28 protein-coding genes are annotated in these 25,653 nt (G+C 66.5%); 19 read left to right on the top strand and 9 right to left on the bottom strand.

Annotated elements, in window-relative coordinates; all coding sequences use genetic code 11:
• Positions 1–23: 23 nt before the first annotated feature.
• The 3 genes from ABC347_RS12505 (at position 24) to ABC347_RS12495 (ending at position 2,788) form a co-directional block, all read left to right on the top strand.
• The gene (locus tag ABC347_RS12505) at positions 24–950 is read left to right on the top strand and encodes an ABC transporter ATP-binding protein (protein WP_413246050.1); all 927 of its coding nucleotides are present in this window, start codon (positions 24–26) and stop codon (positions 948–950) included.
• Positions 947–1,708 carry an ABC transporter permease gene (locus tag ABC347_RS12500; protein WP_413246049.1) on the top strand — a complete coding sequence of 254 codons (762 nt, stop codon included), beginning with the start codon at positions 947–949 and terminating at the stop codon, positions 1,706–1,708. Before ABC347_RS12505 ends, ABC347_RS12500 begins: the two co-directional genes overlap by 4 nt.
• Positions 1,709–1,831: 123 nt before the next feature.
• Positions 1,832–2,788, top strand: coding sequence for a collagen-binding domain-containing protein (locus tag ABC347_RS12495; protein WP_413246048.1), 957 nt, complete (start codon positions 1,832–1,834; stop codon positions 2,786–2,788).
• Between the two features lie 154 nt (positions 2,789–2,942).
• On the opposite strand, the gene ABC347_RS12490 is transcribed toward ABC347_RS12495, so the two are convergent.
• Positions 2,943–3,509, bottom strand: coding sequence for an HNH endonuclease (locus ABC347_RS12490; protein ID WP_413246047.1), 567 nt, complete (start codon positions 3,507–3,509; stop codon positions 2,943–2,945).
• Between the two features lie 185 nt (positions 3,510–3,694).
• Between ABC347_RS12490 and gluQRS the strand changes: the two genes are divergently transcribed.
• The 5 genes from gluQRS to egtD are packed head-to-tail and all read left to right on the top strand — an operon-like array spanning position 3,695 to position 7,667.
• Positions 3,695–4,561, top strand: coding sequence for a tRNA glutamyl-Q(34) synthetase GluQRS (gene gluQRS, locus ABC347_RS12485; protein ID WP_413246046.1), 867 nt, complete (start codon positions 3,695–3,697; stop codon positions 4,559–4,561).
• Positions 4,543–4,770 carry a twin transmembrane helix small protein gene (locus ABC347_RS12480; protein ID WP_413246045.1) on the top strand — a complete coding sequence of 76 codons (228 nt, stop codon included), beginning with the start codon at positions 4,543–4,545 and terminating at the stop codon, positions 4,768–4,770. The genes gluQRS and ABC347_RS12480 overlap by 19 nt, the downstream gene beginning before the upstream one ends.
• A 19-nt stretch (positions 4,771–4,789) precedes the next feature.
• A complete protein-coding gene (locus ABC347_RS12475; RefSeq protein WP_413246044.1) occupies positions 4,790–5,365 on the top strand; it encodes a cob(I)yrinic acid a,c-diamide adenosyltransferase in 576 nt (191 codons plus the stop codon).
• A gap of 43 nt (positions 5,366–5,408) precedes the next feature.
• The gene (egtB, locus tag ABC347_RS12470; RefSeq protein WP_413246043.1) at positions 5,409–6,689 is read left to right on the top strand and encodes an ergothioneine biosynthesis protein EgtB; all 1,281 of its coding nucleotides are present in this window, start codon (positions 5,409–5,411) and stop codon (positions 6,687–6,689) included.
• A 3-nt stretch (positions 6,690–6,692) separates the two neighbouring features.
• Entirely contained in the window at positions 6,693–7,667 is a 975-nt protein-coding gene (egtD, locus tag ABC347_RS12465; RefSeq protein ID WP_413246042.1) for an L-histidine N(alpha)-methyltransferase, read from the top strand.
• 4 nt (positions 7,668–7,671) lie between these two features.
• Here the strand turns inward: egtD and ABC347_RS12460 are convergent, their stop codons facing one another.
• Genes ABC347_RS12460 through ABC347_RS12445 form a run of 4 tightly spaced genes read right to left on the bottom strand, consistent with a single transcriptional unit; the run spans position 7,672 to position 10,654 of the window.
• A complete protein-coding gene (locus ABC347_RS12460) occupies positions 7,672–8,337 on the bottom strand; it encodes a CPBP family intramembrane glutamic endopeptidase (protein WP_413246041.1) in 666 nt (221 codons plus the stop codon).
• Entirely contained in the window at positions 8,334–9,134 is an 801-nt protein-coding gene (locus ABC347_RS12455) for a MerR family transcriptional regulator (RefSeq protein ID WP_413246040.1), read from the bottom strand. Before ABC347_RS12455 ends, ABC347_RS12460 begins: the two co-directional genes overlap by 4 nt.
• Positions 9,135–9,170: 36 nt before the next feature.
• On the bottom strand, positions 9,171–10,508 hold the full coding sequence (locus ABC347_RS12450; RefSeq protein ID WP_413246039.1) for a NupC/NupG family nucleoside CNT transporter: 1,338 nt from the start codon (positions 10,506–10,508) through the stop codon (positions 9,171–9,173).
• The gene (locus tag ABC347_RS12445; protein ID WP_413246038.1) at positions 10,505–10,654 is read right to left on the bottom strand and encodes a hypothetical protein; all 150 of its coding nucleotides are present in this window, start codon (positions 10,652–10,654) and stop codon (positions 10,505–10,507) included. Before ABC347_RS12445 ends, ABC347_RS12450 begins: the two co-directional genes overlap by 4 nt.
• Between ABC347_RS12445 and ABC347_RS12440 the strand changes: the two genes are divergently transcribed.
• The 5 genes from ABC347_RS12440 (at position 10,649) to ABC347_RS12420 (ending at position 14,243) form a co-directional block, all read left to right on the top strand.
• Positions 10,649–11,299: a queuosine precursor transporter gene (locus ABC347_RS12440; RefSeq protein WP_413246037.1), complete on the top strand. Its 651-nt coding sequence runs from the start codon at positions 10,649–10,651 to the stop codon at positions 11,297–11,299. The genes ABC347_RS12445 and ABC347_RS12440 overlap by 6 nt on opposite strands.
• A gap of 134 nt (positions 11,300–11,433) precedes the next feature.
• Positions 11,434–12,333 carry an acetylglutamate kinase gene (gene argB, locus ABC347_RS12435; RefSeq protein WP_413246036.1) on the top strand — a complete coding sequence of 300 codons (900 nt, stop codon included), beginning with the start codon at positions 11,434–11,436 and terminating at the stop codon, positions 12,331–12,333.
• A 67-nt stretch (positions 12,334–12,400) separates the two neighbouring features.
• Positions 12,401–12,697, top strand: coding sequence for a YggT family protein (locus ABC347_RS12430; RefSeq protein ID WP_413246035.1), 297 nt, complete (start codon positions 12,401–12,403; stop codon positions 12,695–12,697).
• A complete protein-coding gene (gene folD / locus ABC347_RS12425; protein ID WP_413246034.1) occupies positions 12,697–13,593 on the top strand; it encodes a bifunctional methylenetetrahydrofolate dehydrogenase/methenyltetrahydrofolate cyclohydrolase FolD in 897 nt (298 codons plus the stop codon). Before ABC347_RS12430 ends, folD begins: the two co-directional genes overlap by 1 nt.
• Positions 13,590–14,243, top strand: a complete 654-nt coding sequence (locus tag ABC347_RS12420; protein ID WP_413246033.1) for a MarC family protein — start codon at positions 13,590–13,592, stop codon at positions 14,241–14,243. Before folD ends, ABC347_RS12420 begins: the two co-directional genes overlap by 4 nt.
• 33 nt (positions 14,244–14,276) lie before the next feature.
• On the opposite strand, the gene ABC347_RS12415 is transcribed toward ABC347_RS12420, so the two are convergent.
• Positions 14,277–14,924: a glutathione S-transferase N-terminal domain-containing protein gene (locus ABC347_RS12415; protein WP_413246032.1), complete on the bottom strand. Its 648-nt coding sequence runs from the start codon at positions 14,922–14,924 to the stop codon at positions 14,277–14,279.
• Positions 14,925–14,951: 27 nt separating this feature from the next.
• On the bottom strand, positions 14,952–15,818 hold the full coding sequence (locus tag ABC347_RS12410; RefSeq protein WP_413246031.1) for a LysR family transcriptional regulator: 867 nt from the start codon (positions 15,816–15,818) through the stop codon (positions 14,952–14,954).
• Between the two features lie 155 nt (positions 15,819–15,973).
• On the opposite strand from ABC347_RS12410, the gene ABC347_RS12405 reads away from it, so the two are divergent.
• Positions 15,974–17,404: an aldehyde dehydrogenase family protein gene (locus tag ABC347_RS12405; RefSeq protein ID WP_413246030.1), complete on the top strand. Its 1,431-nt coding sequence runs from the start codon at positions 15,974–15,976 to the stop codon at positions 17,402–17,404.
• Between the two features lie 59 nt (positions 17,405–17,463).
• Here the strand turns inward: ABC347_RS12405 and ABC347_RS12400 are convergent, their stop codons facing one another.
• Positions 17,464–17,769: a GIY-YIG nuclease family protein gene (locus ABC347_RS12400; RefSeq protein WP_413247056.1), complete on the bottom strand. Its 306-nt coding sequence runs from the start codon at positions 17,767–17,769 to the stop codon at positions 17,464–17,466.
• A 71-nt stretch (positions 17,770–17,840) separates the two neighbouring features.
• Here ABC347_RS12400 and ABC347_RS12395 point away from each other — a divergent pair, with 71 nt between their 5' ends.
• From ABC347_RS12395 to mmsB, 5 genes are all read left to right on the top strand, one after another.
• Positions 17,841–18,986: an acyl-CoA dehydrogenase family protein gene (locus tag ABC347_RS12395; RefSeq protein WP_413246029.1), complete on the top strand. Its 1,146-nt coding sequence runs from the start codon at positions 17,841–17,843 to the stop codon at positions 18,984–18,986.
• Entirely contained in the window at positions 18,983–20,737 is a 1,755-nt protein-coding gene (locus ABC347_RS12390) for a PHA/PHB synthase family protein (protein ID WP_413246028.1), read from the top strand. Before ABC347_RS12395 ends, ABC347_RS12390 begins: the two co-directional genes overlap by 4 nt.
• 26 nt (positions 20,738–20,763) lie before the next feature.
• A complete protein-coding gene (locus ABC347_RS12385; RefSeq protein ID WP_413246027.1) occupies positions 20,764–21,831 on the top strand; it encodes an enoyl-CoA hydratase/isomerase family protein in 1,068 nt (355 codons plus the stop codon).
• 3 nt (positions 21,832–21,834) lie between these two features.
• The gene (locus ABC347_RS12380) at positions 21,835–22,611 is read left to right on the top strand and encodes an enoyl-CoA hydratase-related protein (protein ID WP_413246026.1); all 777 of its coding nucleotides are present in this window, start codon (positions 21,835–21,837) and stop codon (positions 22,609–22,611) included.
• Positions 22,612–22,719: 108 nt separating this feature from the next.
• Positions 22,720–23,613, top strand: a complete 894-nt coding sequence (gene mmsB, locus ABC347_RS12375) for a 3-hydroxyisobutyrate dehydrogenase (protein WP_413246025.1) — start codon at positions 22,720–22,722, stop codon at positions 23,611–23,613.
• Between the two features lie 41 nt (positions 23,614–23,654).
• Here the strand turns inward: mmsB and ABC347_RS12370 are convergent, their stop codons facing one another.
• Positions 23,655–25,643, bottom strand: a complete 1,989-nt coding sequence (locus tag ABC347_RS12370; protein ID WP_413246024.1) for an acetyl-CoA carboxylase biotin carboxylase subunit — start codon at positions 25,641–25,643, stop codon at positions 23,655–23,657.
• Positions 25,644–25,653 lie beyond the last annotated feature (10 nt).

Raw genomic sequence — 25,653 nt, 5'->3', positions numbered from 1 at the left:
ACGCCAAGCGAGGGGGCCGGGGTTTGGACGCGATATTGTCGATCAGGGGGCTCGCCAAACGGTACAAGGGTGGGTTCGAAGCGCTGCGCGGCGTCGATCTGGACATCGCCCGGGGCGAGATCTTCGCGCTGCTCGGGCCCAACGGTGCCGGTAAGACGACGCTGATCTCGATCGTCTGCGGCATCGTCACGCCGAGCGAAGGCACGGTCATCGCCGACGGGCACGATATCGTGCGCGATTATCGCAAGGCGCGTTCGGTGATCGGGCTGGTGCCGCAGGAACTGGCGACCGACCTGTTCGAAACGGTATGGAACACGGTCAGCTTCAGCCGCGGTTTGTTCGGCCGGCCGCGGAACGACAGCCATATCGAACAGGTGCTGCGTGACCTGTCGCTGTGGGACAAGCGCGACACGCAGATCAAGGCGCTGTCCGGCGGCATGAAGCGGCGCGTGCTGATCGCCAAGGCGCTGAGCCACGAGCCGTCGATCCTGTTCCTCGACGAGCCGACTGCGGGCGTCGATGTCGAGCTGCGGCGCGACATGTGGGGGCTGGTCCGCCGCCTGCGCGAACAGGGCACCACCATCATCCTGACCACCCATTATATCGAGGAGGCCGAGGAAATGGCCGACAGGGTGGGGGTGATCGATCGCGGCCGGATCGTGCTGGTGGAAGACAAGGTCAAGCTGATGTCGAGCCTGGGCAAGACGACGCTGCGGCTGGAACTGGCCGAGCCGCGGGCCGCATTGCCGGACGATCTGGGCGTGGCCGGGCTCGAACTGTCCGATGACGGCAGCCGCATCAGCTATGTCAGCGGCGAGGGCGATGGCGGGGCGAGCGCGGCACAGGTGATCCGCGCGCTCGACCGCGCCGGCATCGAGCTGAAATCGATCGAAACGCGGCGGTCGAGCCTCGAGGACATCTTCGTCGATCTGGTGGGGAAGCGGCCATGAACTGGCACGGCGTGAAGGCGATCTACCGGTTCGAGATGGCGCGCACCTTCCGCACGCTGGCGCAGAGCCTGGCGACGCCGGTGATCTCGACCTCGCTCTATTTCATCGTGTTCGGTGCGGCGATCGGATCGCGGATGCAGCCGATCGACGGCATTCCCTATGGCGCGTTCATCGTGCCGGGGCTGGTGCTGCTGGCGATCCTGATGGAAAGCGTGTCGAACGCCTCCTTCGCGATCTACCTGCCCAAATTCGCCGGCACGATCGGCGAGGTGCTGTCCGCCCCGCTGTCTCCATTCGAAATGGTGATTGGCTATATCGGCGCGGCCGCCACCAAATCGCTGATGGTGGGCGCGGTCACGCTGGCGGTGGCGCGACTGTTCGTGCCCTACACGATCGCGCATCCCGGCTGGATGATCGCCTTCCTGCTGCTGATCGCGGTCAGTTTCTGCCTGTTCGGCTTCATCCTCGGGCTGATCGCCAACAGTTTCGAGCAGCTGCAGGTGGTGCCGCTGCTGGTGCTGAACCCGCTCGGCTTCCTGGGCGGCACCTTCTACGCCATCTCGATGCTGCCTCAGCCCTGGGCCACGATCGCGCTGTTCAACCCGATCGTCTATCTCGTCAGCGCCTTCCGCTGGAGCTTCTATGACGTTGCCGACGTGCCGGTGGCGACCAGCCTCGCGGCCACTGGCGGCTTCCTGCTGCTGTGCGCGGCGGCGATGACGTGGGTGTTCAAGACGGGCTGGCGGCTGAAGAGCTAGTCTTGGCCAAGTCGCTTCCGAATATGTCCGCCGAGTTCCATCGCGGGACAGGACGGGACTGATCAATCGCTGACAGGGCGATGACGCTCGCGTAAAGGCTTGCGGACCTAACGGGGGTTCTCAATGCGTAGTCTTGCCATGCTTCTTGCCGCCGCAGCGGCGATCGCTGCCGCGCCCGCCTCGGCTGCGGTGCTGACCGACATGTCGGTCTATACCGTGGGCAACTACACCGCGTTCGGCGGCGCCAACATCGCCGGCCGCGTCGCGGTCGGCGGCAACATGGTCAACCAGTCGGACAATATCGGCACGGCGCTTACCTCAGCCGACAACAACCTGCCGACCGTGATCGTCGGCGGCGACCTGACCTACAACTATGCCACCATCCAGCATGGCAGCGTGGTCTATGGCGGCCAGAATCTCAGCGAGAGCTACCTGCCCAACCGGGTGCAGACCCCGAACGGCACCACCAGCCAGGGCAATCCGATCAACTTCGTCCAGCGCAGCACCGGCGTGATCTCGACCGCGTCCACGCTGGCGGGCCTCACGCCCACCGGCACGTTCAGCGAATTCCAGAACAACAGCATTGGCCGGCTCGAAGGCGTGACCGCGGGAGCAACCTCGATCTTCACGCTCACCCGCGACGATCTCTATTCGATCCAGACGCTGCGCCTGCTCGGCACCAGCGACGCGACGAGCCAGGTGATCATCAACATCGGCGGCACGAGCATCACCAGCAGCTTCGTGCTGGACCTGAACGGCCTGGTCGATGCCAATCGCGTGCTGGTGAACTTCTACGAGGCGACGTCGCTCGATCTGAACGGCGTGCAGCTGCCCGGCACGCTGCTGGCGCCGAACGCGCGGGTCGCGCTGAACGGCGGCCGGATCGGCGATGGCGTGGTGGCCGGATCGATCTCGGCCAACACCGCCACGATCGCGGGCGTCGGCGATTTCCAGCTGTCGCCCGGTGCGGCTGCGGTGCCGGAACCGGCCGCGTGGCTGCTGATGATCGGCGGCTTCGGCCTGGTCGGCTTCATGCTGCGCCGGCCGAACGCGCTGCTGTGGGGCGGCGCTTCCGCCTGAGGCCATTGCGCCAAACCCGTTTGCCCTGAGCCTGTCGCGAGGCCGTTCTTAACGATGTCCTTGCGGGTCGAAGAAGGACGGTGTTTCGACAGGCTCAGCACGAACGGGGTTGGAGGAGGGGCGCGCGCTGCATCGCCTTCGCACCCTCGAACGATCACGCCTCCAGCTCGATGTCCCAGTAAAGCCAGTCGCGCCAGCTCTGGTGGAGATAGTGCGGCGGGAAGCTGCGGCCATGTTCCTGCAGCTGCCAGCTGGTTGGACGGATCGGCGTCAGGTGCAGCGCCATCCCAGCCTGCTTCGGCGTGCGCCCGCCCTTCTTCAGGTTGCACGGCGCGCAGGCAGTGGCGACATTCTCCCATGTGGTACGCCCGCCCTGCGCGCGCGGGATCACATGATCGAAGGTCAGTTCGCGCTGGACGCCGCAATATTGGCAGGCGAAACGATCGCGCAGGAACAGGTTGAACCGCGTGAATGCCGGATGTTCGGACGGCTTCACATATTGCCTGAGCGCGATCACCGATGGCAGCTTCATCCGGAAAGTGGGGCTGTGCACCTCGCGCTGATATTCGTCGACGATGTCGACCCGTTCGAGGAACACCGCCTTCACTGCGGTCTGCCAGGGCCACAGGCTGAGCGGATAATAGCTGAGCGGCGTGTAATCCGCGTTGAGCACCAGCGCGGGGCAACTATCCGGGTGTCTAAGGATATCGGGGTGATACATGAACGACCAATGCCTCCCGCCTCGAGAACACGTCTCGGAAAGCCGGCGGCCCGTCCCGTCGCACGCGGGGCGCGGTCGCCATCCCGGCCGCGTCCACAGTTCGCGCTCCTGCCCGAGGAGCGTGACGCGACCATGACAGCACGAGCCACGACTCGCGGTCAAGCGCCGCTTGCCGGGTTATCCCCATGATCGTGTCGCGGTTCGCGCCCAGTCCGACCGGTGCGCTGCATCTGGGACACGCCTTCTCGGCGCTTTGCGCGCATGATCTTGCGCGAGACGCCGGCGGGCGGTTCCACCTGCGGATCGAGGATATCGACCCCGGCCGATGCCGCGAAGACCATGTCAATGCCATTCTCGCCGATCTGGCCTGGCTGGGGATCGATTGGGATGGGCCGGTGGTACGCCAGTCGCACCGCCTGCCCCTTTACCAGGCCGCGCTCGATCGGCTGAAAGCGGCGGGGCTGGTCTATCCCTGCGTCTGCTCCCGGGCCGAGATCGCGGCCAGCGCCACCGCGCCGCACGGGCCTGCCGGCGCGGTCTATCCCGGCACCTGCCGCGCGCTGCCACGCGACCCGCCGCCCACCAGGCCGCATTGCTGGCGGCTGGACATGGCGGCGGCGATCACGGCGGCCGGCCCGCTCCGCTGGCACGATGCAAGTGCGGGCCCGGTAGCCGCCGATCCCGCGCCACAGGGTGATGTCGTGCTGGCGCGCAAGGATGCGCCCGTCTCCTATCATCTGGCCGTGGTGATCGACGATGCCGCGCAGGGCGTGACAAACGTGGTGCGCGGGGTCGATCTGTTCGAGGCGACACACGTCCACCGCCTGCTGCAGGCGATGCTCGGCCTGCCGACGCCGCTTTATCATCATCATCCGTTGCTGGTCGGTCCGGATGGCCGCCGGCTCGCCAAGCGGGACAGGGCCCGCTCGCTGGCCGAGCTGCGCGCAACGGGCATTGATCCGATCACACTGCGCGGCGAACTTCGTCAGCGGCGATGCTTTGCAACGGCGCCCGGCGCGCCTATATCGGCCCCATGTCCACATTCCTCATGATCCTGATCGTCCTCGCTGCGATCGCGGCGCTGGTTTCGCTGATCCGCGGGATCGTGATCTTCCTCAAAACCACCGAGGCGGACCTGAAAGGCATCGGGCCCAGCACGTCCGGCCTGCAGCAGAACAAGATGATGTGGCGCCGCATCCAGTTCCAGGCGCTGGCGGTGGTGCTGGTCGTGTTCTTCCTGCTGCTGACACGCGCCGGCTGACGGTCGCGCGGCCGCGCCCGTGGTCAAGCTCACGAAGATCTACACGCGCACCGGCGATGCCGGTGAGACCGGCCTCGTCGATGGATCGCGCCTGTCGAAGGCTCATCCGCGGATGGAAGCGATTGGCGACATCGACGAAGCGAATTCCGCGATCGGCGTGGCGCTGACCCATCCGATGGCGGAACCGGTCCGCGCAATGCTCGGCCGAATCCAGAACGAGCTATTCGATCTTGGTGCCGATGTCGCGACGCCCGGCGAGGATTTCGCGCCTTCCGAGATGACGTTGCGGGTGCTGCCCGAACAGGTCGCCCGGCTTGAACGCGAGATCGATGCCATGAACGAGCGGTTGGAGCCGTTGCGCTCGTTCATCTTGCCGGGCGGCGATCCTGCTGCGGCGGCGTTGCATCTGGCCCGGGCGATCACGCGCCGGGCAGAGCGCGCGGCAGTCGCGGCGCACGCGGCGACACCGCTCAATCCCGTCGCCCTCGAATATCTCAACCGCCTGTCAGATCATCTGTTCGTGTTGTGTCGTTTGGCTAATCTTGATCAATCAGGCGACGTTCTTTGGGTTCCGGGGGCGACACGCGGCAGCTGACGGCGCAACTTATGGGCGTGTTCCGGGTTCAGCGGGGGTGGGGATGATCAAGCAGAAGCCGGATCGCGCGGATCCGATGCCCGAAGCCGGTCTCGCCGATCGCTTTCGATCGGTTCGCGATCTGACGGTCGCGCTTGCAGGGCCGCTGGGCGACGCCGATGCGACGGTGCAGTCGATGCCCGACGCTTCCCCCGCCAAATGGCACCTGGCGCACGTCACCTGGTTCTTCGAGACGTTCGTGCTGCGCGATCATGTGGCCGGCTATCGTACCTATGACGACCGTTTCGCCTATCTGTTCAACAGCTATTACGAAGCCGAAGGCGCGCGCCATGCCCGCGATCGCCGCGGCATGATCACGCGCCCCGCGCTTGACGAGATCATTGCTTGGCGGGCGCATGTCGATGCTGCGATCCTGGATGCCCTGCCGGCGCTTTCACCTGCCGCGGCTGCGCTGGTGGCGCTTGGCTGCCATCACGAACAGCAGCATCAGGAACTGCTGTTGACCGATATCCTGCACCTGTTCGCGCAGAACCCGATCGCGCCTGCGATCTGGGATCTGCCGCGCAACGTGCCTGCGCCGATGGCCGCGCCGATCCGGTGGATCACCGGGCAGCAGGGCATCGTTGGGATCGGCCATGGCGGCGATGGCTTCGCGTTCGATTGCGAAGGGCCGCGCCATCAGGCGTTGCTTGCGCCGCATCAGATCGCCGATCGGCCGATCACCAATGCCGAATGGCAATCCTTCATCGATGACGGCGGCTATCGCGCGGCCGAACATTGGCTGTCCGATGGCTGGGCTTGGGTGAAGCGCGAGGCGATCGAGGCGCCCCTGCACTGGCGGCGCGATGGCGAAGGCGGCTGGCTGTGCTTCGCGCTCGACGGCCTTCATCCGCTGCACCCGGCGGCCCCGGTCTCGCATGTCAGCCTGTACGAGGCGGATGCGTTCGCGCGCTGGGCCGGCGCACGCCTGCCGACCGAAGTCGAATGGGAGGCCGCCGCCGCTGGCATCGATTGCGCATCGGGCAACCAGCTCGATCAGGCCGGCCCGGTGCGGCCGCGCGCCGCCCCCGCCGGCGATGGCCTGCGCCAGATGTTCGGTGATGTTTGGGAATGGACCGGATCAGCCTATCTCCCCTATCCGGGGTTCCGCCCCGCCGCCGGCGCGGTCGGCGAATATAATGGCAAGTTCATGAGCGGGCAGGCGGTGCTGAAAGGTGCAAGCTGCGCCACGCCACGCGGCCATTCGCGCGCCAGCTATCGCAATTTCTTCTATCCGCACCAGCGCTGGCAGTTCACCGGCGTGCGCCTGGCAAGGGATGTCTGATCCATGTTGCTGAACGACGTCGCGGCTCCGGCGGATCTGGTCGATCCCGCCTTCCGGGCCGATGTGCTGGCGGGCCTGGCCGCCCGGCCGCGCGCGATCCCGGCGCGCTGGTTCTACGATCATGCCGGATCGCAGCTGTTCGAAGCGATCACAGAGCTGCCCGAATATTATCCCACCCGCACCGAAACCGCATTGCTGGCCGCGCATGCCGGTGAGATCGCGAAGGCGGTCGGCCCCGGCCGCGCGGTTATCGAGTTCGGATCGGGCTCGTCGACCAAGACGCCGCATATCCTGTCCGCGGTCGAGCCCGCGGCCTATGTGCCGATCGACATTTCTGGCGATTTCCTCCGCGAATCCGCAGCGGCGCTGGCCGATGCCTTCCCCCGCCTTCGGATCGAGCCGCTGGAAGCGGACTTCACCGAGCCGCTGGCGCTGTTCCCGTCGGTCGCCCATCTGCCGAAGCTGGGCTTCTTCCCCGGATCGACAATCGGCAACATGGTGCCGCGCACCGCGGTCAACCTGCTGCGGGCAATGGTGGAGACGCTGGGAATCGGCGCGATGCTGCTGATCGGGATGGATCGGGTAAAGGATGTCGCCACGCTCGAGCGCGCCTATGACGATAGCGCCGGCGTGACGGCCGCCTTCAACCTCAACCTGCTCCACCGCATCAACCGCGAGCTGGACGGGGATATCCCGGTCGAGGCGTTCCGCCACCGCGCGATCTGGAACGAGGACCATGCGCGGATCGAGATGCACCTCGAAGCGACTCGCGATGTCTCCTTCACGGTAGCTGGTCAGCGGTTCGGGATGGCGGCCGACGAAACCATCCATACCGAAAACAGCCACAAGTATAGCCCGCATGCCGCCCGACTGCTGCTGCGCGCCGGGGCCTGGTCGCCGATCCGCGAATGGACCGATCCGGACGGTAAGTTCGCGCTGATCCTGGCCGAAGCGCAGCCGCCGGGCACCGCGCCCTGATCGATCAGCTCTGCAGCCGCGCCAGGGTGAAACCGATCAGGTCCGCAGCGGCATGCGCGATCATCACGCACGGCAGATCGCGGCGCCATAGATAGAGCGCGGTCAGGATGACCGCGCCAAAGGCCACGACGATCAGCTGCCCCGGCCCCCAGCTGCCGAGATGGGCGAGGATGAAGATCCCACCCGGCACGATCGCTGCCAGCCAGCGATTGCCGGTCAACGCCTCGATCCGCTCGATCGGATAGCCGCGGAACAGGATTTCCTCGACGATACCGGCGCGCAGCGCGGTCAGCATCATCAGCCAGACGGGCACGTCGACGATACGCTTTGTCATGCCCATGTTCATCTCGAGCCCGAGCGCGGGCAGGATCAGCGCATAGCTGAGCATCACGCTGGCGATCAGCGCGATCGTCGCCAGCGCCGCCCAGCCGAAGGTGCCAGCCGTCGGGCGGCGCAAGCCGATCGATGCCAGCGGCAGACGTTCGACCTGCACGACCCAGAGGAGCACAGCACCGCCGATCGCGAACCAGATCGCCTCGCGCGCAACCCGAGCGCCGATCCCTTCTCCCGGTGCGATCAGGCCCGGCAGGCCGAGCTGCGTGATGCCGAGCGCCAGCACCAGCCCGGCGAGCATGATCGCCACCGGCGGGCGCGGAACGGCGGCGCTCAACGCGTCCCGCCCGTCATCCAGGCCGGGCCGTCGATCGTGCCGCCGGCCGCGATCCGCGCCTGGGTGGCTTCGCGAATGAAGCCCCAGACCTCCGGCCCAAACCCCATCTCGGGCTGCGCCGGCCAGTTGGCCATGTCGTCGTACATCCTGACGGTGCCGTTCCACATCGCCGGCGTCGCCACCTGGCTGAATGGCTTGAGCAGCGCGAACCATTCGTCGACGAAAGCCTGCGCCTCGCTGGCGGTCGGATCGAGCGGCAGCGCCGCCGCGATCCGGGCGGACAGCGTCTTCCATTTCTCGGCATAGGCCTGCTGGTCGAATCCGTCGGGCATCGTCGCTGCCCAGGCGGCCTGCGCCTCCGCATCGAAATATTTGGCGGTTACCGCCTGCCATTTGTCCTGGTCCACGAGCCTGTCTCCCTGGCTGATGAGGTCGCAGAACGTCATGCTGTCGATCGCCTCGCCGCGGTCGAGCCGCGTCTTGATCGCGGCCAGCAACGCGCGGGCCTGGTCGATCTCGGCGGCCCGCTCGTCGAGCGCTGCCATCTCCGCCTCCACCAGCCGCGCCAGATCGATCGTCTGGCGCGCGAGCAAGGGGCCGATATCGGCCAGCTTGAGGCCCGCACGCTTGAGTGCGAGGATCTCGTGCAGCCGCGCAAGCTCCCCCGGCCCGTAGAGCCGGCGGCCCGATCCGGTCCGCAGCGGCCGGATCAGCCCGCGCGCTTCGTAGAAACGAAGCGCGCGGGCGGTGACTCCGGTGCGGCGCACCACGTCGGCGATGTCGAGTATGTCCGTCATGCGAATCGGCAAGTAGCGCTTGACGCAGGGTCAGCTTCAACCCCCGATCAGCAGCCCCGCCAGCGCCGCCGACATCAGGTTTGCCAGGCTGCCCGCCACCAGTGCCTTGATGCCGAGCTTCGCGATCATCGGGCGCTGGTTCGGCGCCAGGCTGCCGGTGACGGCCATCTGGATGGCGATCGAGCTGAAATTGGCGAAACCGCACAGCGCGAAGGTGACGATCGCGACCGAGCGCTCGGATAGCTGCGCCTTGACCTCACCCAGATGGATGTAGGCTACGAATTCGTTGAGCACGACCTTCTCGCCGAACAGGCCGCCGGCGATCTGCGCCTCGCTCCATGGGATGTTGAGCAGGAACATCAGCGGCGCGAACACCTGGCCCAGCAGCATCTGGAAGCTCAGCTGCGGATAGCCGAACCACGCGCCGATCCCGCCCAATATGCCATTGGCGAGCGCCACCAGCGCGACGAACGCCAGCACCATCGCGCCGACCGCCACCGCCAGCTTCACGCCGGTTTGCGCGCCCTGCGCGGCCGCCATGATGATGTTGGCGGGCTTCTCCTCGTCATGCGTGGCATCGGGCATCGGCTCGCCGGGTGTGCCTTCCGGCAGCAGCGCGGCCGGGCCCTGGCCGCTGATCCGTGCCTCGGCCAGGCGGATCTGCGCATCGGGATCGGGCACGTCGCCCAGCGGCAGCTCGCCTTCGGGCGGTACCGCGCGATCGGGCATCATGATCTTCGCCATCAGGATGCCGCCGGGCGCCGCCATGAAGCTGGCCGCCAGCAGCAGATCGATGCTGATCCCCATCGAGGCGTAGGCCGCCAGGATCGTGCCGGCGACGCCCGCCATGCCCGACGACATCACCGTGAAGAGCTGCGATGGCGTGAGCCCGGCCAGATAGGGGCGGATCACCAGCGGCGATTCGGACTGGCCGACGAAGATGTTGGCCGCCGCGCACAGCGATTCGACCTTGGAGACGCCAGTCACCTTCTCGATCGCGCCGCCCACCCAGCGCACGATCAGCTGCATGATCCCCAGATAATAAAGGATAGAGACGAGGCTGGCGAAGAAGATGATCACCGGCAGCGCCGCGATCGCGAAGCTGTTGCCCCCGATTTCGGGCGTGGCGAGCGGACCGAACAGGAAATCGACGCCGGCCTTGGCATAGCCGAGCAGATTGGCGACCCCGGCCGACATGAAGCCAAGCACGCGCTTGCCCGCGGGTACATACAGCACCAGCACCGCGATGCCGACCTGCAGTGCAAATGCCGCGCCCACCACGCGCAGCCGGATCGCACGCCGGTCGGATGACAGCGCGATCGCGATCGCCAGGATCAGCAGGATACCGGCGATGCCGATCAGGAAGCGTGTCATTCGGTCGGCAGTCCCGGCAGTTGGATGGCATGGAGCGCGCCGGCCCCCCGCCGCGATCGCGCGACGATACACGCGGCGCGCCACAGGAACAGCCCATAGCCGGCTTCCTTGTCGCGCCGATAGACGATAGCAGTCCGGCGATGCATCCTGATCACGCCGCGCCGCCCGCCCCCGCCCTCTCCCGCTCGCTCTTCGCCTTCGCCATCTTCTATGGCGGCATGGTCTGCATCGCGGGCGTGCTCGGCAATAAGCAGGTGGCGCTGGGGCCGCTGGCGGTGGAAGCGGGGATCTTCGCCTTCCTGCTGCTGGTGGTGGTGTCGAGCGCGGTAGCCGAACTGCATGGCCGCCATGTCGCCAACCGGCTGGTGCAGATCGGTTTCGTGCCGCTGATCGTTTCCCTCCTGCTGACGCTGGTGGTGCTGGCAGCGCCGGCGGCGTCCGAGATGCAGCCCGAGCGGCTATCCGCGTTCGAGCTGATGATGAAGGGCACCCCGCGGATCTGGCTCGGTGGGCTCATCGCCTATGGCACGTCGCAAACGCTGAACGTGACGCTGTTCTCCTGGCTGAAGGGGCGCGAGGGCGGCCGGCTGCTGTGGCTGCGTGCGGGCGTCGCCAGCGTGCTCAGCCAGATCGTCGATACCTTGCTGTTCGTGACGATCGCCTTCTGGGGCGTGTTCCCGATCGCCGAGTTGCTGGTCGGGCAGATGATCGCCAAGGTGGTGCTGTCGCTGGTGCTGGTGCCGCCGCTGATCTACGCGTTCGTGGCGCTGGGGCGGCGGCTGGATCGATAGGCGCCACGTCGTCAATCCAGGGAAAGCCGGAACCCAGGGCCGCAGGCGTTTCGCTGGCGAATCTGAAACCCGGATCAAGTCCGCGATGACGAAAAGGGTGCAAGAAGCATTGCGTCCCCGCTAAGGCGCGCGCCATGACTCACGATCTCGATCCCGCATTGCTGGCGAAGGCCGAAACGCTGACCGAGGCGCTGCCTTATCTGCAGCGTTATGCCGGCAGCACCTTCGTCGTGAAATATGGCGGCCATGCGATGGGCAGCGCCGATGCGGCCGAGGATTTCGCGGAGGATGTCGCGCTGCTCAAGGCGGTCGGGATCAACCCGGTGGTCGTGCACGGCGGCGGCCCGCAGATCGGCGCGATGCTGAAGACGCTGGGCGTGGAATCGACCTTCGTCGACGGCTTGCGCGTGACCGACGCGGAAACGGCGCGGATTGCGGAAATGGTGCTGTCGGGCTCGATCAACAAGGAAATTGTCGGCTGGATCGCGCGCGCCGGCGGCCGCGCGGTCGGCATATCGGGCAAGGACGGCAATTCGGTGGTGGTCGAAAAGGTCCGCCGCACGCGCAAGGATCCGGACAGCCTGATCGAGCAGGCGGTGGATCTCGGCTTCGTGGGCGAGCCGGTCGATATCGATCGCCGGCTGTTCGATACGCTCAGCAAGAGCGGCATGGTGCCGGTGGTGGCGCCGATCGGGGTCGGCCCGGACGGCCACACCTACAACGTCAACGCCGATACGATGGCTGGCGCGCTGGCGATCGCGCTCGGTGCGGAACGGCTGTTCCTGCTGACCGATGTCGCCGGTGTGCTCGACAAGGGAAAGCGGCTGCTGACCGACCTGACCCCGACCGACATCGAAGGGCTGCGCGCCGACGGCACCATCACCGGCGGGATGATCCCCAAGCTGGAGACCTGCGTGCATGCGGTGCAGGGCGGCGTTGATGCCGCGGTCATCCTCGACGGGCGAGTGCCGCACGCGATGCTGATCGAAATCTTCACGAAGAAGGGCGCAGGCACGCTGGTGCGGATGGGCTGAACCGGCCGCCGTTGTGGCGGCGGCACGAACGCCCTAGATGACCATGCTCCGCTGATCAGAGGTTCAGATGCAAGTCCTGCTCGAAGTGCTGCTCGTCCTGCTTAACGTGGCGTGGTGGATCATCGTGATCCAGGCGATCCTGTCGTGGCTGATCGTGTTCAACGTGATCAACATGTCGAGCCCGGTGGTGCGCCAGGTGGTCGAACTGCTCGATCGGATGACACAGCCGCTCTATCGCCCGATCCGCCGGATAATGCCCGATTTCGGCGGGCTCGATTTCTCGCCGCTGGTCGTGCTGCTGCTGATCTTCGCGCTGCAGCGCGTGATCCAGGTATATATGTTGCCGGCCGTCGCCGGATATTGATGACCGCCGCCGCGATCATCGACGGCAAGGCGTTCGCCGTCGGCTTGCGCGCGCGGATCGGTGAGCAGGCGGCTGCCTTCGCCGAGGCCGCGGGTCGGCCCGCCGGGCTGGCGGTGGTGCTGGTCGGCGAGGATCCGGCGAGCGCGGTCTATGTGCGGTCCAAGGGCCGCGCCGTGCGCGAGGCGGGCATGGCCGGATTCGAGCATCGCCTGCCCGCCGATACCGTGGAAGCCGATCTGCTGGCGCTGGTCGCCACGCTGAACGCCGATCCGCTGGTCGATGGCATCCTGGTGCAATTGCCACTGCCGCCCCAGATCGATGCCGATCGCGTGATCGCGGCGATCGATCCGGACAAGGATGTCGATGGCTTCCACGTCGTTAACGCCGGCCGGCTCGCGGTCGGCCAGCTGGGCTTCGTACCTTGCACGCCGCTCGGCTGCCTGATGCTGCTGAAGGATCGGCTGGGTGATCTGTCGGGGCTGGACGCGGTGGTGATTGGCCGGTCCAACATCGTCGGCAAGCCGATGGCGCAGCTGCTGCTGGCCGAAAGCTGCACCGTGACGATCGCGCACAGCCGCACGCGCGATCTGCCGGCGGTGGTAGCGCGCGCCGATATCGTTGTCGCCGCAGTCGGTCGCGCGGAAATGGTGAAGGGCGGTTGGCTGAAGCCTGGCGCGACTGTGATCGATGTCGGCATCAACCGGATCGACGACGGCCAAGGCGGCAGCCGGCTGGTCGGCGATGTCGATTTCGCTGGCGCATCGGCAGTGGCAGGCGCGATCACGCCGGTGCCGGGCGGCGTCGGTCCGATGACGATCGCGCTGCTGCTGCGCAACACGCTGGTGGCCGCGCACCGCGCCGCCGGCCTGCCGTTCGACGAGGCCGCCGCGGCATGAGCGACGCGCTCGTCGCGCAGTTTCTGTCGGCGCTGGTGACGTTCCTCGTCATCATCGATCCGCCCGGTTGCGCGCCGATTTTCGCCAGCCTCACGCGCGGTGCGCCGCCGGCGCATCGCCGGTCGATGGCGTTCCGATCGGTCGCGGTGGCGGCGGGCATCCTGCTGGTGTTCGCGCTGTTCGGCGAGGCGTTGCTGCGCACGCTCGGCATCAGCCTGGATGCGTTTCGCATCGCGGGCGGCATCATGCTGTTCCTGATCGCGATCGACATGGTGTTCGAGAAGCGTACCCAGCGCCGCGAGGAACGCGCCGACGAGATCAGCCGCCGTGCCGCCGAGGAGCATCGCCCGGTCGAGACTGAGGACATCTCGGTGTTCCCGATGGCGATTCCGATGATCGCGGGGCCGGGCTCGATCGCGACTGCGATGCTACTCACCAGCCGGGCGGACGGCTGGATCGAAGGTGGCGTCGTGCTGGGCGCGATGGGGCTGACGCTGCTGCTGACGTTGGCGGCGCTGTTGGCCGCCGGCCCGATGATGCGCGCGCTCGGCCACAAGGTCGAAGCGATGATCACGCGCATCCTGGGCGTGATCCTGGCCGCGCTGGCCGCCCAGTTCGTGCTCGACGGGATCAAGAAGTTCTTCTTCTAGAGGCTCCCCTCCTGCCGCGGGGGAGGGCTGCCCTCAGACCTCGGGCACCTGCATTCCCTTCTGTACCGCCGGACGCGCACCCAGTTCATTTAGCCAGCGCGTGACATTGGCCTTGCTCGGCAGGCTGTCAGCCAGAGCATCCTTCAGAAAGGTCGTCGCCGCCACCGTCCAGCCATAACAGGCGATGTCCGCGATCGAATAGTCATCGCCCGCCAGATAGCGCGCCTCGCCGAGGCGGCGGTCCATCACGCCCAGCAGCCGATCCGCCTCTTCGGTGAAGCGGCGGATCGCAAGCGGTGCCTTTTCATCTGACCGGACCGCGAAGAAGCCGAGCTGCCCCAGCATCGGCCCGAGCCCGCCGACCTGCCAGAACAGCCATTCCAGCGCCCGCGTCCGTGCCGCGCCGGACGGGGCGAGGAAGCGGCCGGTCTTCTCCGCGAGATAGAGCAAGATCGCGCCCGATTCGAACACCGTCATCGGGCCGGTGCCATATTCGTTCAGCGCCTCATGATCGACGATCGCCGGGATCTTGTTATTGGGCGAGATCGCCAAGAATTCCGGCGCGAACTGCGCGTCCTTGCCGATGTCGACCGGGTGGACCTCATAGTCGAGGCCGCATTCCTCCAGCATGATCGAAGCCTTGCGGCCGTTGGGCGTCGTCCAGGTATAGAGACTGATCATCGCGCACATGCTCCCGTCCCGCCCGGATCAGAGCCGGGCCACCACCGATCGCAACCAACGCCCGACTGCTTCGATCCGCGCCAGCCGGCGGACATCGGCATGGGTGACCAGCCAGAAGCTGCGGCGGATCTCGATGCTGTCGGCCATTACTGGCACCAGTCGATCGTCGGCATCGCCGATGAAGCGCGGCAGCACCCCGATGCCCGCCCCGCCCGCGATCATCCGGTGCTGCACGTTGATGCTGGTAGAGCGCAGCGCGGGTTCCAGCCCCGGCGCGATCTCGCTCAGATAGTCGAGCTCGGGCGAATAGAGGAATTCGGGAACATAGCCGGTCAGCGGATGATCGGCGAGCGCGGCCGAGCTTTCCGGCAGCGGCGCGCCATAGCTGCGCGCGGCATAGAGCCGCAGCCGGTAATCGGCGAGCTTGGCGGCCACCAGCCGGCCGGTGCGCGGCCGCGCCAACATCACCGCCATGTCGGCCTCGCGCTTCGATGGATTCAGGAAGCCTGATGCGGTGACGAGATCGAGCCTTATGTCGCGGTGCGCGGCATGGAATTCGGCCAGCGCGGGCGCCAGGATGAAGCTGGCGAACCCCTCCGCCACCGACAGCCGCACATGGCCCGACAGGCTCTGCATCTCGCCGCCGACATCGCCGATCGCGGCAAAGGCGGCGCTTTCCACGGCTTCGGCATGCGCCATTAGCGCGGTGCCGCGTTCGGTCAGCCGGCGCTCGCCCCCCACAGTCTCGAACAGCTCCGCGCCCAGCCCTGTCGACAGCCGCTGCAGCCGCCGGCCGAGCGTGGTGGGATCGAGCTGGAGCGCGCGGGCTGCCGGCGCAATCCGCCGTGCGCGCGCCACCGCCAGGAAGATGCGCAGGTCATCCCAGTCGAACATGGCACCTCCTTGCTGCAAAATCGCCGCCGCCGGTGGCAGTGATACCCCCTTGCGGGCAATTCCACAAAGGCCGACAGGCGGCACCCTATCCGCAAGGTCCGCGCGGACGATCCGTCATGCGCGCGCGCCATCTGGAACCGGTACAGGAGTGGATCATGGCCAAGGCAACCCGCACGTTCGCCAGCGACGAGGAAAAGGCGGTCCATGACGAGATCGCGGCTCTCGTCGAACGCTCGCGCAAGGCGCAGGAGCAGATCGAGAATTACACGCAGGAACAGGTCGATGCGCTGATCCGCGCGATGGTCTGGTCGGTCGCGCGCGAGGACGTCGCCAAGGAGATCGCCCAGTTCACCGTCGATGAGACGCAGCTCGGCAATTATGACGGCAAGTTCCTCAAGATCTTCCGCAAGACCCGCGCCACGCTGATGGACATCATCGACGACAAGTCGGTCGGCGTGCTGGAAGAGGACAAGGAGCGCAACCTGATCAAGCTGGCCAAGCCGGTCGGCGTGATCGGCGCGCTGTCGCCTTCCACTAATCCGGAAGCGACGCCGGTGATCAAGGCGATTTCGGCGGTAAAGGGCCGCAACTCGATCATCGTGGCGCCGCACCCGCGCGCCAAGCTGACGAACAAGAAGATCGTCGATCTGATGCGCGCCGCGATCGAGAAGATGGGTGCGCCGGCCGATCTGGTGATCGCGATCGAGACGCCTTCGGTCGCAAAGACCAACGAACTGATGAAGCAGTGCGATCGCGTGCTGGCCACGGGCGGCTCGGCGATGGTCGAGGCCGCCTATTCCAGCGGCACGCCGGCGCTGGGCGTGGGTGTCGGCAACGCGGTGATCACCGTCGACGAGACGGCGGACCTGGACGATGCGGCCGAGAAGATCCGCATTTCCAAGACGCTCGATCTGGCCGCGTCCTGCTCGTCCGACAATGCCGTCATCCTGGTCGACGCCATCTATGACGAGATGCTCGCCAAGCTGAAGGCGAAGGGCGGGTATGTCCTCGACGACGAGCAGAAGGCCAAGCTGCAGGCCGCGATCTGGGTGGATGGCGCGATCAACGCCAAGGTCGTCGCGCAGACGCCGAAATTCATCGCGGACTATGCCGGCTTCGAGATTCCGGAGGGTACGCAGTTCTTCATCGTGCCCGAAACCGGCTACGGCGCCGATCATCCCTTCTCGGGCGAGAAGATGACCGTCACGATGGCGCTCTACCGCGCCAAGGATCTCGACGATGCGATCCGGCTGACCAACGCCATCCAGTCCTACCAGGGGCAGGGCCACAGCTGCGGCATCTATTCGCAGAGCGACGAGAATATCCTGAAGCTGGCCGCCGCCACGCGCACCAGCCGCGTGATGGTGAACCAGCCGCAGGCCGCTTCGAACAGCGGCAATCTGTGGAACGGCATGCGCCAGACCTTCTCGCTGGGCTGCGGCTCGTGGGGCGGCAACGGCACCAACAACAACATCACCTGGCGCGACCTGATCAACGAGACCTGGGTTTCGAAGCCGCTCACAAAGACCAAGGAACTGCCTTCCGACGAAGCGCTGTTCGGCGACGTGATCCAGAAGCTGGCGTGATTGAAACCTCGATGCGGTGGCGTACGCGTCATCCTGACGAAAGTCAGGATCCAGACGCGCTACGCCATCGGATCGAATCCAAGCAGAGAGGCAAGGTCCGCCCATTCGGGATTGTCGCGCTCGATCAGGACGGCTTTCCAGTCACGGCGCCACGCCTTGAGCTGCTTTTCGCGCGCGATCGCATTGGGCATGTCCTCGAACATCTCATAGTACACGAGGCGGTTGATCCGATATTTGCCGGTGAAGCTGCTCGTCGCTCCGGTGCGATGCTGGTGCAGTCGCTGATGGAGGTTGGACGTCACCCCGATATAGAGCGTTCCGTGCCTGGCGCTCGCAAGGATATAGACGCAGGGCTGGCGATCGATCATCGGAAGCAGCGTCTCTGGATGCTGACTTCCGTCAGCATGACGGAATCACGGAGGATGGCGCAAGCTGCATGACAGACCAGTTCGACCTCACCGAGGACCAGCGCGCGATCCAGGAGATGGCGCAGCGTTTCACCGCGGACGCGATCACGCCGCATGCCGCGCATTGGGATGAGGAGCATATCTTTCCGCGCGATACGGTGAAGGCCGCGGCCGAGCTCGGCTTTGCGGGCATCTATGTGTCCGAGGAAAGCGGCGGCATCGGTCTTGGTCGGCTCGAATCGGCGCTGATCATGGAAGCGATGGCCTATGGCTGCCCTTCCACCTCCGCTTTCATCTCGATCCACAACATGGCTGCGTGGATGATCGACCGCTTCGGCGACGCGGATATCAAGGGCCGCTTCCTGCCCGATCTGCTGACCTGCGACCGGATCGCCAGCTATTGCCTGACCGAGCCTTCGTCCGGATCGGATGCGGCCGCGCTGAAGACCAAGGCGGTGCTCGACGGCGACCATTATGTGGTCACCGGATCGAAGGCGTTCATCTCGGGCGGCGGCGAGAATGAGGTCTATGTCACCATGGTCCGCACCGGGGCGGAGGGGCCGAAGGGCATCTCCTGCCTGGTGATCGAAAAGGACATGCCCGGCGTCAGCTTCGGCGCGAACGAGAAGAAGCTCGGCTGGCGTTCCCAGCCGACCGCGCAGGTGAATTTCGATGGCGTGCGCGTGCCCGTCGCCAACCGGCTCGGCCAGGAAGGCGATGGCTTCAAGATCGCGATGTCGGGGCTGGATGGCGGGCGGCTGAACATTGGCGCCTGCTCGCTGGGCGGCGCGCAGCGCTGCCTGGACGAAGCGATCGGCTACACGCGCGAGCGCAAGCAGTTCGGCAGCCGGATCGTTGATTTTCAGGCGACCCAGTTCACGCTGGCGGACATGGAGACCGAGCTTCAGGCGGCGCGCGCGCTGCTCTACATGGCCGCCGCCAAGGTGACCGCGGGCAGCCCGGACAAGACGAAGTTCGCCGCGATGGCGAAGCGGCTTTCGACCGACACCGGATCATCGGTGGTCGATCGCGCGCTGCAGCTGCATGGCGGCTACGGCTATCTGCAGGATTATCCGATCGAACGTTTCTGGCGCGATCTGCGCGTCCACCGCATCCTGGAAGGCACCAACGAGGTGATGCGCATGATCACGGCTCGCGAGATGCTGAAGCAATGAGCAGCGAAGCAGCGCCCGCCGCCAATATCGTCGAACTCTGGTCGGGCGCATCGCAGCGGCTGGCGGCGGCGATGACGGCGATGGCCGGCAAGGCGCCCAGCGCCGCCGCCACCCGCCCGTTCGATCCGTCGGCTTTGTTCAGCAGCATGTCCGCGCTGATGGCGGGCTGGGCGCGCGAGCCGCAGCAACTGTTCGAGATGCAGGCGCAGGCGATCGGCCAGTGGGCCGATTTCTGGACCAACGCCTGGCGCGGCGAACTGCCCGATCCGCAGATCCCGCGCAGCGACCGCCGCTTCATGGACAAGCAATGGAGCGAGGATCCCGCCTTTCGCACCGTGCGCGATGCCTATCTGCTGGCATCGAACCAGCTGCGCACGATGGTCGAGGCGACGCCCGAGATCGCAGGGTCGGAGCGGGCGATGGTCAATTTCCTGCTTGACCAGTATCTGAACGCGGTCGCCCCTTCCAACTTCGCGGTCACCAATCCCGAAGCGGTGCGCCGCACGATCGAGACCGGCGGCGCCAATCTGGCCGCGGGCTTCGCCAACATGCTGGAAGATCTGTCCAGCGGGCGCGGCATCGTGCGCCGGCGCACGGCCGATACCTTCCGCAAGGGCGAGAACATCGCCGCCACGCCCGGCAAGGTCGTGTTCCAGAACCATCTGTTCCAGCTGATCCAATATGATCCGCTGACGCCGGAGGTGGCGGCCGAGCCGCTGCTATACGTGCCGCCGCTGGTGAACCGTTATTACATGATTGACCTGCAGCCGAAATCCAGCCTGGTGCGGTGGCTGGTCGAGCAGGGGCGGACGGTGTTCGTGGTCTCGTGGGTCAACCCGGATGAGCGCCACGCCGCCTGCGGGGTCGACGATTATGTGCGCGACGGCATCCTTGCCGCGCTCGACGCGGTGCACGGGGCGACCGAGCAGAAGGTCAATCTGTTCGGCTTCTGCCTGGGCGGGACGCTGATCGCGCTCGCGCTCGGCCTGCTGGCGGCGCGGGGCGGTAGCGATAAGGTCGCCAGCGCCACGCTGATCGGCAGCATGGTCGATTTCGCCGACATGCGCGACTGGTCGGCGTTCGTGCACGAGGGCCATCTCGGCGCGCTCGAGAATCATCTCGCCAAGCGCGGCTTCATCGAGAGCGACGAGCTGCAGCAGCTATTCTCCGCGGTGCGCGCCAACGACCTGATTTGGTCGTCGGTGGTGAACCATTATCTGCTCGATCGCGAGGCGCCGCCGTCGGACCTGCTCTACTGGTTCGAGGATGGCGCGCGTATCCCGCACGCCTTCCTGGCGTCGTACAATCGCGGGCTGCTGAAAGAAAACCGGCTGCGCGATCCGGGCGGCTTCGCGGTCGATGGCACGCCGATCGATCTCGGGCAGATCACCGTGCCGATGCTGGTGATCGCGCTGAAGGAGGATCATGTCTCCGCTTGGGAAGCCGTCTATGCCGGGGCACGGCTGTTCGGCGGGCCGGTTGAATATATCCTGGGCGGATCGGGCCACAATGCCGGCGTGATCAATCCGCCGGCCGCCAACAAGCACGGCTATTGGCGCAATTCGGCGCTCCCCGAAACCGCTCAGGCGTGGCTGGAGGGGGCGGAGAAGCACCCCGGATCCTGGTGGCCGGTCTGGGATGGCTGGCTGGACGAACAGGGCAGCGGCGAGCGTGTGCCCGCGCGTGCGCCCGGCACCACCGGCGAGCTGGCGGCGATCGAACCCGCGCCCGGATCCTACGCGCTCAGCTGACCGATCGAAGGAACGAGATGAACTGCATGACCCAGACCCATGTCCGCACACTGGTCGATGGCAAGCTCGGCCGGCTGCGGCTGGATCGCCCCGCCGCGATCAATGCGCTGACGCTGGAAATGGTGCGCGCGATGACCGACGCGCTTGTCGAATGGCGCACCGATCCCGCGATCGAGCTGGTGATGATCGATCATGCCGAGGGCCGCGGTTTCTGCGCAGGCGGCGATGTGGTGACGATCGCCAAGAGCTCGGCCGGCCATGGTGCGGCGGCGCAGGCCTTCTTCTTCCAGGAATATCGGATGAACCATCTGATGTATTCCTATCCGAAGCCGGGCGTCGTGTTCATGGACGGGATTACGATGGGCGGCGGCGTCGGCATCTCGTGCCCGTGCCGGTACCGGGTCGCGACCGAGCGGACCGTCTTCTCGATGCCCGAAACCACGATCGGGCTCTTTCCCGATGTCGGCGGCGGGCGTTATCTTTCGCGCCTGCGCGGCCGGGTCGCGCAATATCTGGCGCTCACCAGCGCGCGGCTGACGGGGGCGGACTGCCTCGCGTTGCGGCTGGCGACGCACTACATCCCGTCCGACCGGCTCGAGGATGTGAAGCAGCAGCTGGCGGACGCGCCCGACCGGATCGAGGCGATCCTGGCCGAGGCATCGGTCGAGCCGCCGGCCGCGCCGATCCTCGACATCGTCGACGATATCGACCGGCTGTTCGCATCGGACCGGCTGGAGGGGATCCTTGCCGCGCTGGCCGCGGACGGGTCCGACTGGGCAAAAAAGCAGCACGCCACGATCGTCGGCCGCTCGCCCACCGCCTGCAAGGTTTCGTTGCGGCTGCTGGTGGAAAGCCCGCAATGCGCGAACTTCGAGGAGGAGATGCGGCTCGAATTCGGGATCATGATGCGCATGTTCCGCCACCAGGATTTCCTGGCGGGCGTGACCGCACTGCTGATCGAGAAGACCGGCAACCCGCAATGGCAGCCGCCGACCGCGGAAGCGGTGACCGACGAGATGGTCGATGCCTTCTTCCAGCCGCTGCCTGCCCGGCAGCGCTGGGAACCCCTGGAACTTGACGTCGTGGAGCGCTGAGAGATGGCCGATTACGAAACCCTCCTGATCGAGACCCGCGATGCGGTGACGCTGGTGCGGCTCAACCGCCCGCAGGCGCTGAACGCGCTCAACAGCCAGGTACTGGCCGATCTGATCGCCGCATTCGGTGCCTATGATGCCGATGAAAGCCAGCGCTGCCTGGTGCTGATCGGCATGGACAAGGCGTTCGCGGCCGGCGCGGACATCAAGGAAATGCAGGCGATGGGCTTCGCCAAGGCCTATGGCGTGAACTTCTTCGCCGGGTTCGAGCGGGTGACCGCGACCCGCAAGCCCTGGATCGCGGCCGTCTCCGGCTTCGCGCTCGGCGGCGGATGCGAGCTGGCGATGATGGCGGACATCATGATCGCGGCCGACAACGCCAAGTTCGGCCAGCCCGAGATCAAGCTGGGCGTGGCCCCCGGCATGGGCGGATCGCAGCGGCTGACGCGCGCGGTCGGCAAGTCCAAGGCGATGGACATGTGCCTGACCGGGCGGATGATGGATGCTGTCGAGGCGGAAAAGGCCAATCTGTGCAGCAAGGTCGTGCCGCTGGCCGACCTGGAAGCGGAGGCGCTGAAGATGGCGGCGGTGATCGCCGGCATGCCGCCGCTGGCCGCGATCGCCAACAAGGAGATGGTGAACGCCGCGTTCGAGACCGGGCTCGCCACCGGCATCCTGTTCGAACGCCGCCTGTTCAACGGCCTGTGCGCGACCGACGACAAGGCCGAAGGCATGACCGCCTTCGTCGAGAAGCGCCCGGGCAACTGGACGGGGAAATAACCCGTCGCCCCTGCGGAGGCAGGGGCCCATGGCTCTCATGACGAGCGCCGACACTTCGACTTAAAAGACATGGCCTCCTGCCTTCGCAGGAGCGACGGAGGGTAGGACATGACCAGGATCGCGTTCATCGGGCTCGGCAACATGGGCGGCGGCATGGCCGCGAACCTCGCCAAGGCGGGGCACCAGGTCCGCGCGTTCGACCTGTCCGAAGCCGCCCTTGTCCGCGCGGTCGAGGCGGGCTGCGCGCGCGCCGGCACCGCGGCCGAAGCGGTGGCCGATGCCGAAGCGGTCGTCACCATGCTGCCGGCCGGCAAGCATGTCCGCGCGGTCTATGCCGATCAGGTGTTCGGCACCGCACCCGCCGGCGCGCTGCTGATCGATTGCTCGACGATCGACGTCGCCAGCGCCAAGGCGGTCGGCGCGGATGCCGCCGCCAAGGGCTATCGCATGGTCGATGCGCCGGTTTCGGGCGGGATCGCGGCGGCCAACGGCGGCACGCTGACCTTCATGGTCGGCGGTGAGGCTGCCGATTTCGACGCGGCCAAGCTGATCCTGGACAAGATGGGCAAGGCGGTGATCCATGCTGGCGCACAGGGCTCCGGCCAAGCCGCCAAGATCGCCAACAACATGCTGCTCGGCGCAACCATGGTCGCCACCTGCGAGGCGTTCCTGCTCGCGCAGAAGCTCGGCCTCGATCCGCAGACCTTCTTCGATATCTCGTCCAAGGCCAGCGGCCAGAGCTGGTCGATGACCAGCTATTGCCCGGTGCCCGGTGTCGGACCGACCACGCCTGCGGACAATGATTATCAGGGCGGGTTCGCGGCGGCGCTGCAGCTGAAGGACCTTAAGCTGGCGATCGCCGCGGCGCAGGATGTGGATGCCAGCGTGCCGATGGGATCGACTGCGGGCGCGCTCTACCAGGCGTTCGTCAACAACGGCCATGGCGGGCTCGATTTCTCGGGCATCATCAAGCTGCTCGGCGGAGAGACGAAGCCGGCCTGAGATAGTTCGCCATCCCGGCAAACGCCGGGATGGCGTGGCGCTTACGCCGTCTCGAATTCCAGGATCACCGCGTCCACCGCCAGGCTTTCGCCCGGCTTGGCCTGGACGTCCTTCACCGTGCCCGCCTTTTCGGCGCGCAGGATATTCTCCATCTTCATCGCTTCGACCGTGGCCAGCGGCTGGCCCGCCTCTACCTTGTCGCCCGCCGCCACGTTGATCGCCGTGACTAGGCCCGGCATCGGGCACAGCAGGAAGCGCGACAGATCGGGCGGCACCTTTTCGATCATGTGATGCGCCAGCGCCGCCACCCGCGGACTCAGCACCCGCAGCCGGTGGCTGGCCCCCCGCGTCGTGATCCGCCAGCCGGTGCGCTGCTTCTCGACCCGCACCGACAGCGGCTCGCCGTCGATCGTCGCCTCGATCAGCCGCTGGCCGGGCTGGTAGGGCGCGTCGACCACCACCGCGGTGCCGTCCACCGTCACCGCCTCACCCGCGATCGAGACATGATGCTCGGCACCGTCCAGCGTCACCACCCATTCGCCCGGCGTCTCGGGGCCGCCGTTCAGCTGCCCGTCGATAAGCCCGGCCCGCGCGGCATCGGCGCTGGCGATCAGCCCCGCGATCGCGGACAACTTGACGGTCAGCCCCTCCGGCATAGCGGCCCCGGCGAAGCCTTCGGGATATTCCTCGGCAATGAAGCCCGTCGTCAGCGCGCCATCGCGAAAGCGGGGATGCTGCATGATCGCCGACAGGAAATCGATATTGTGGCCGATGCCGTCGATTTCGAACCGGTCGAGCGCAGCGATCTGCGCATCGATCGCGGCCTCGCGGGTTGGGCCGTGGGTGATCAGCTTGGCGATCATCGGATCGTAGAACATCGAGATCTCCGATCCCTCGACCACGCCGTCGTCGACCCGGGTCACGCCATCGGCGGCAGGCGGGCGATAGCGGACGAGCCGGCCGGTCGACGGCAGGAAGCCGCGATAGGGATCCTCGGCATAGACGCGATTCTCGATCGCCCAGCCGTCGATCCGCACGTCTTCCTGCGTGAAGCCGAGCTTTTCGCCATAGGCGACACGGATCATCTGCTCGACCAGGTCCAGCCCGGTGATGCACTCGGTCACGGGATGCTCCACCTGCAGGCGGGTGTTCATCTCGAGGAAGTAGAAGCTCTCGCCAGTAGTGTCCGCACCCGAGACGATCAGCTCGACCGTGCCGGCGCTGTAATAGCCCACCGCCCGCGCCAGCGCGACCGCCTGCTCGCCCATCGCCTTGCGCATCGCGGGGGTGACGAAGGGGGAGGGCGCCTCCTCCACCACCTTCTGGTGGCGGCGCTGGATCGAGCATTCGCGCTCGTTCAGATAGACGATGTTGCCGTGCTGGTCGCCCAGCAGCTGGATCTCGATATGGCGCGGGCTTTCGATGAACTTCTCGATGAACACGCGATCGTCGCCGAAGCTGGCCAACCCCTCGCGCTTGGTCGCCTCGAAGCCCTCGCGCACGTCGCGCTCGCCATAGGCCAGCCGCATACCCTTGCCGCCACCACCGGCGGAGGCCTTCATCATCACCGGATAGCCGATCTCGCCGGCGATCCGCACCGCCTCGTCGGTATCGGCGATCTCGCCCAGATAGCCGGGGACGACGTTGACGCCGGCTTGCTTGGCCAGCTTCTTGGATTCGATCTTGTCGCCCATCGCCGCGATCGCCCCCGGCGGCGGGCCGATGAAGGCGATGTCCGCATCCGCCAGCGCCTCGGCGAAGCTCGTCCGCTCGGAGAGAAATCCATAGCCCGGATGCACCGCTTCGGCGCCCGTGGACTTGCACGCAGCGATGATCGCATCGGCGATCAGATAGCTTTCGGATGCCGGCGGCGGCCCAAGCCGGATCGCCTCGTCCGCCATCTCGACATGCGGGCTGCGCGCATCGGCGTCCGAATAGACCGCGACCGTCTTGATGCCCATCTTCTTGGCGGTGCGGATCACGCGGCAGGCGATCTCGCCGCGGTTGGCGATCAGGATCTTCTTGAACATCGTGGCTCCG

It is taken from the genome of Sphingomonas canaveralia, from assembly GCF_047238125.1.
Lineage (GTDB): Bacteria > Pseudomonadota > Alphaproteobacteria > Sphingomonadales > Sphingomonadaceae > JBDFMH01.
The sequence above is the reverse complement of the archived record's forward strand: the minus strand, read 5'-3'. Positions and strand labels throughout refer to the sequence as shown.

Coding starts and splice junctions, on each gene's coding strand:
- ABC347_RS12500 (WP_413246049.1), top strand. CDS start 947: ATGAACTGGCACGGCGTGAAGGCGATCTACCGGTTCGAGATGGCGCGC.
- ABC347_RS12495 (WP_413246048.1), top strand. CDS start 1,832: ATGCGTAGTCTTGCCATGCTTCTTGCCGCCGCAGCGGCGATCGCTGCC.
- ABC347_RS12490 (WP_413246047.1), bottom strand. CDS start 3,509: ATGTATCACCCCGATATCCTTAGACACCCGGATAGTTGCCCCGCGCTG.
- gluQRS (WP_413246046.1), top strand. CDS start 3,695: ATGATCGTGTCGCGGTTCGCGCCCAGTCCGACCGGTGCGCTGCATCTG.
- ABC347_RS12480 (WP_413246045.1), top strand. CDS start 4,543: ATGTCCACATTCCTCATGATCCTGATCGTCCTCGCTGCGATCGCGGCG.
- egtB (WP_413246043.1), top strand. CDS start 5,409: ATGATCAAGCAGAAGCCGGATCGCGCGGATCCGATGCCCGAAGCCGGT.
- egtD (WP_413246042.1), top strand. CDS start 6,693: ATGTTGCTGAACGACGTCGCGGCTCCGGCGGATCTGGTCGATCCCGCC.
- ABC347_RS12455 (WP_413246040.1), bottom strand. CDS start 9,134: ATGACGGACATACTCGACATCGCCGACGTGGTGCGCCGCACCGGAGTC.
- ABC347_RS12450 (WP_413246039.1), bottom strand. CDS start 10,508: ATGACACGCTTCCTGATCGGCATCGCCGGTATCCTGCTGATCCTGGCG.
- ABC347_RS12440 (WP_413246037.1), top strand. CDS start 10,649: ATGCATCCTGATCACGCCGCGCCGCCCGCCCCCGCCCTCTCCCGCTCG.
- ABC347_RS12445 (WP_413246038.1), bottom strand. CDS start 10,654: ATGCATCGCCGGACTGCTATCGTCTATCGGCGCGACAAGGAAGCCGGC.
- argB (WP_413246036.1), top strand. CDS start 11,434: ATGACTCACGATCTCGATCCCGCATTGCTGGCGAAGGCCGAAACGCTG.
- ABC347_RS12430 (WP_413246035.1), top strand. CDS start 12,401: ATGCAAGTCCTGCTCGAAGTGCTGCTCGTCCTGCTTAACGTGGCGTGG.
- folD (WP_413246034.1), top strand. CDS start 12,697: ATGACCGCCGCCGCGATCATCGACGGCAAGGCGTTCGCCGTCGGCTTG.
- ABC347_RS12420 (WP_413246033.1), top strand. CDS start 13,590: ATGAGCGACGCGCTCGTCGCGCAGTTTCTGTCGGCGCTGGTGACGTTC.
- ABC347_RS12415 (WP_413246032.1), bottom strand. CDS start 14,924: ATGATCAGTCTCTATACCTGGACGACGCCCAACGGCCGCAAGGCTTCG.
- ABC347_RS12410 (WP_413246031.1), bottom strand. CDS start 15,818: ATGTTCGACTGGGATGACCTGCGCATCTTCCTGGCGGTGGCGCGCGCA.
- ABC347_RS12405 (WP_413246030.1), top strand. CDS start 15,974: ATGGCCAAGGCAACCCGCACGTTCGCCAGCGACGAGGAAAAGGCGGTC.
- ABC347_RS12395 (WP_413246029.1), top strand. CDS start 17,841: ATGACAGACCAGTTCGACCTCACCGAGGACCAGCGCGCGATCCAGGAG.
- ABC347_RS12390 (WP_413246028.1), top strand. CDS start 18,983: ATGAGCAGCGAAGCAGCGCCCGCCGCCAATATCGTCGAACTCTGGTCG.
- ABC347_RS12385 (WP_413246027.1), top strand. CDS start 20,764: ATGACCCAGACCCATGTCCGCACACTGGTCGATGGCAAGCTCGGCCGG.
- ABC347_RS12380 (WP_413246026.1), top strand. CDS start 21,835: ATGGCCGATTACGAAACCCTCCTGATCGAGACCCGCGATGCGGTGACG.
- mmsB (WP_413246025.1), top strand. CDS start 22,720: ATGACCAGGATCGCGTTCATCGGGCTCGGCAACATGGGCGGCGGCATG.
- ABC347_RS12370 (WP_413246024.1), bottom strand. CDS start 25,643: ATGTTCAAGAAGATCCTGATCGCCAACCGCGGCGAGATCGCCTGCCGC.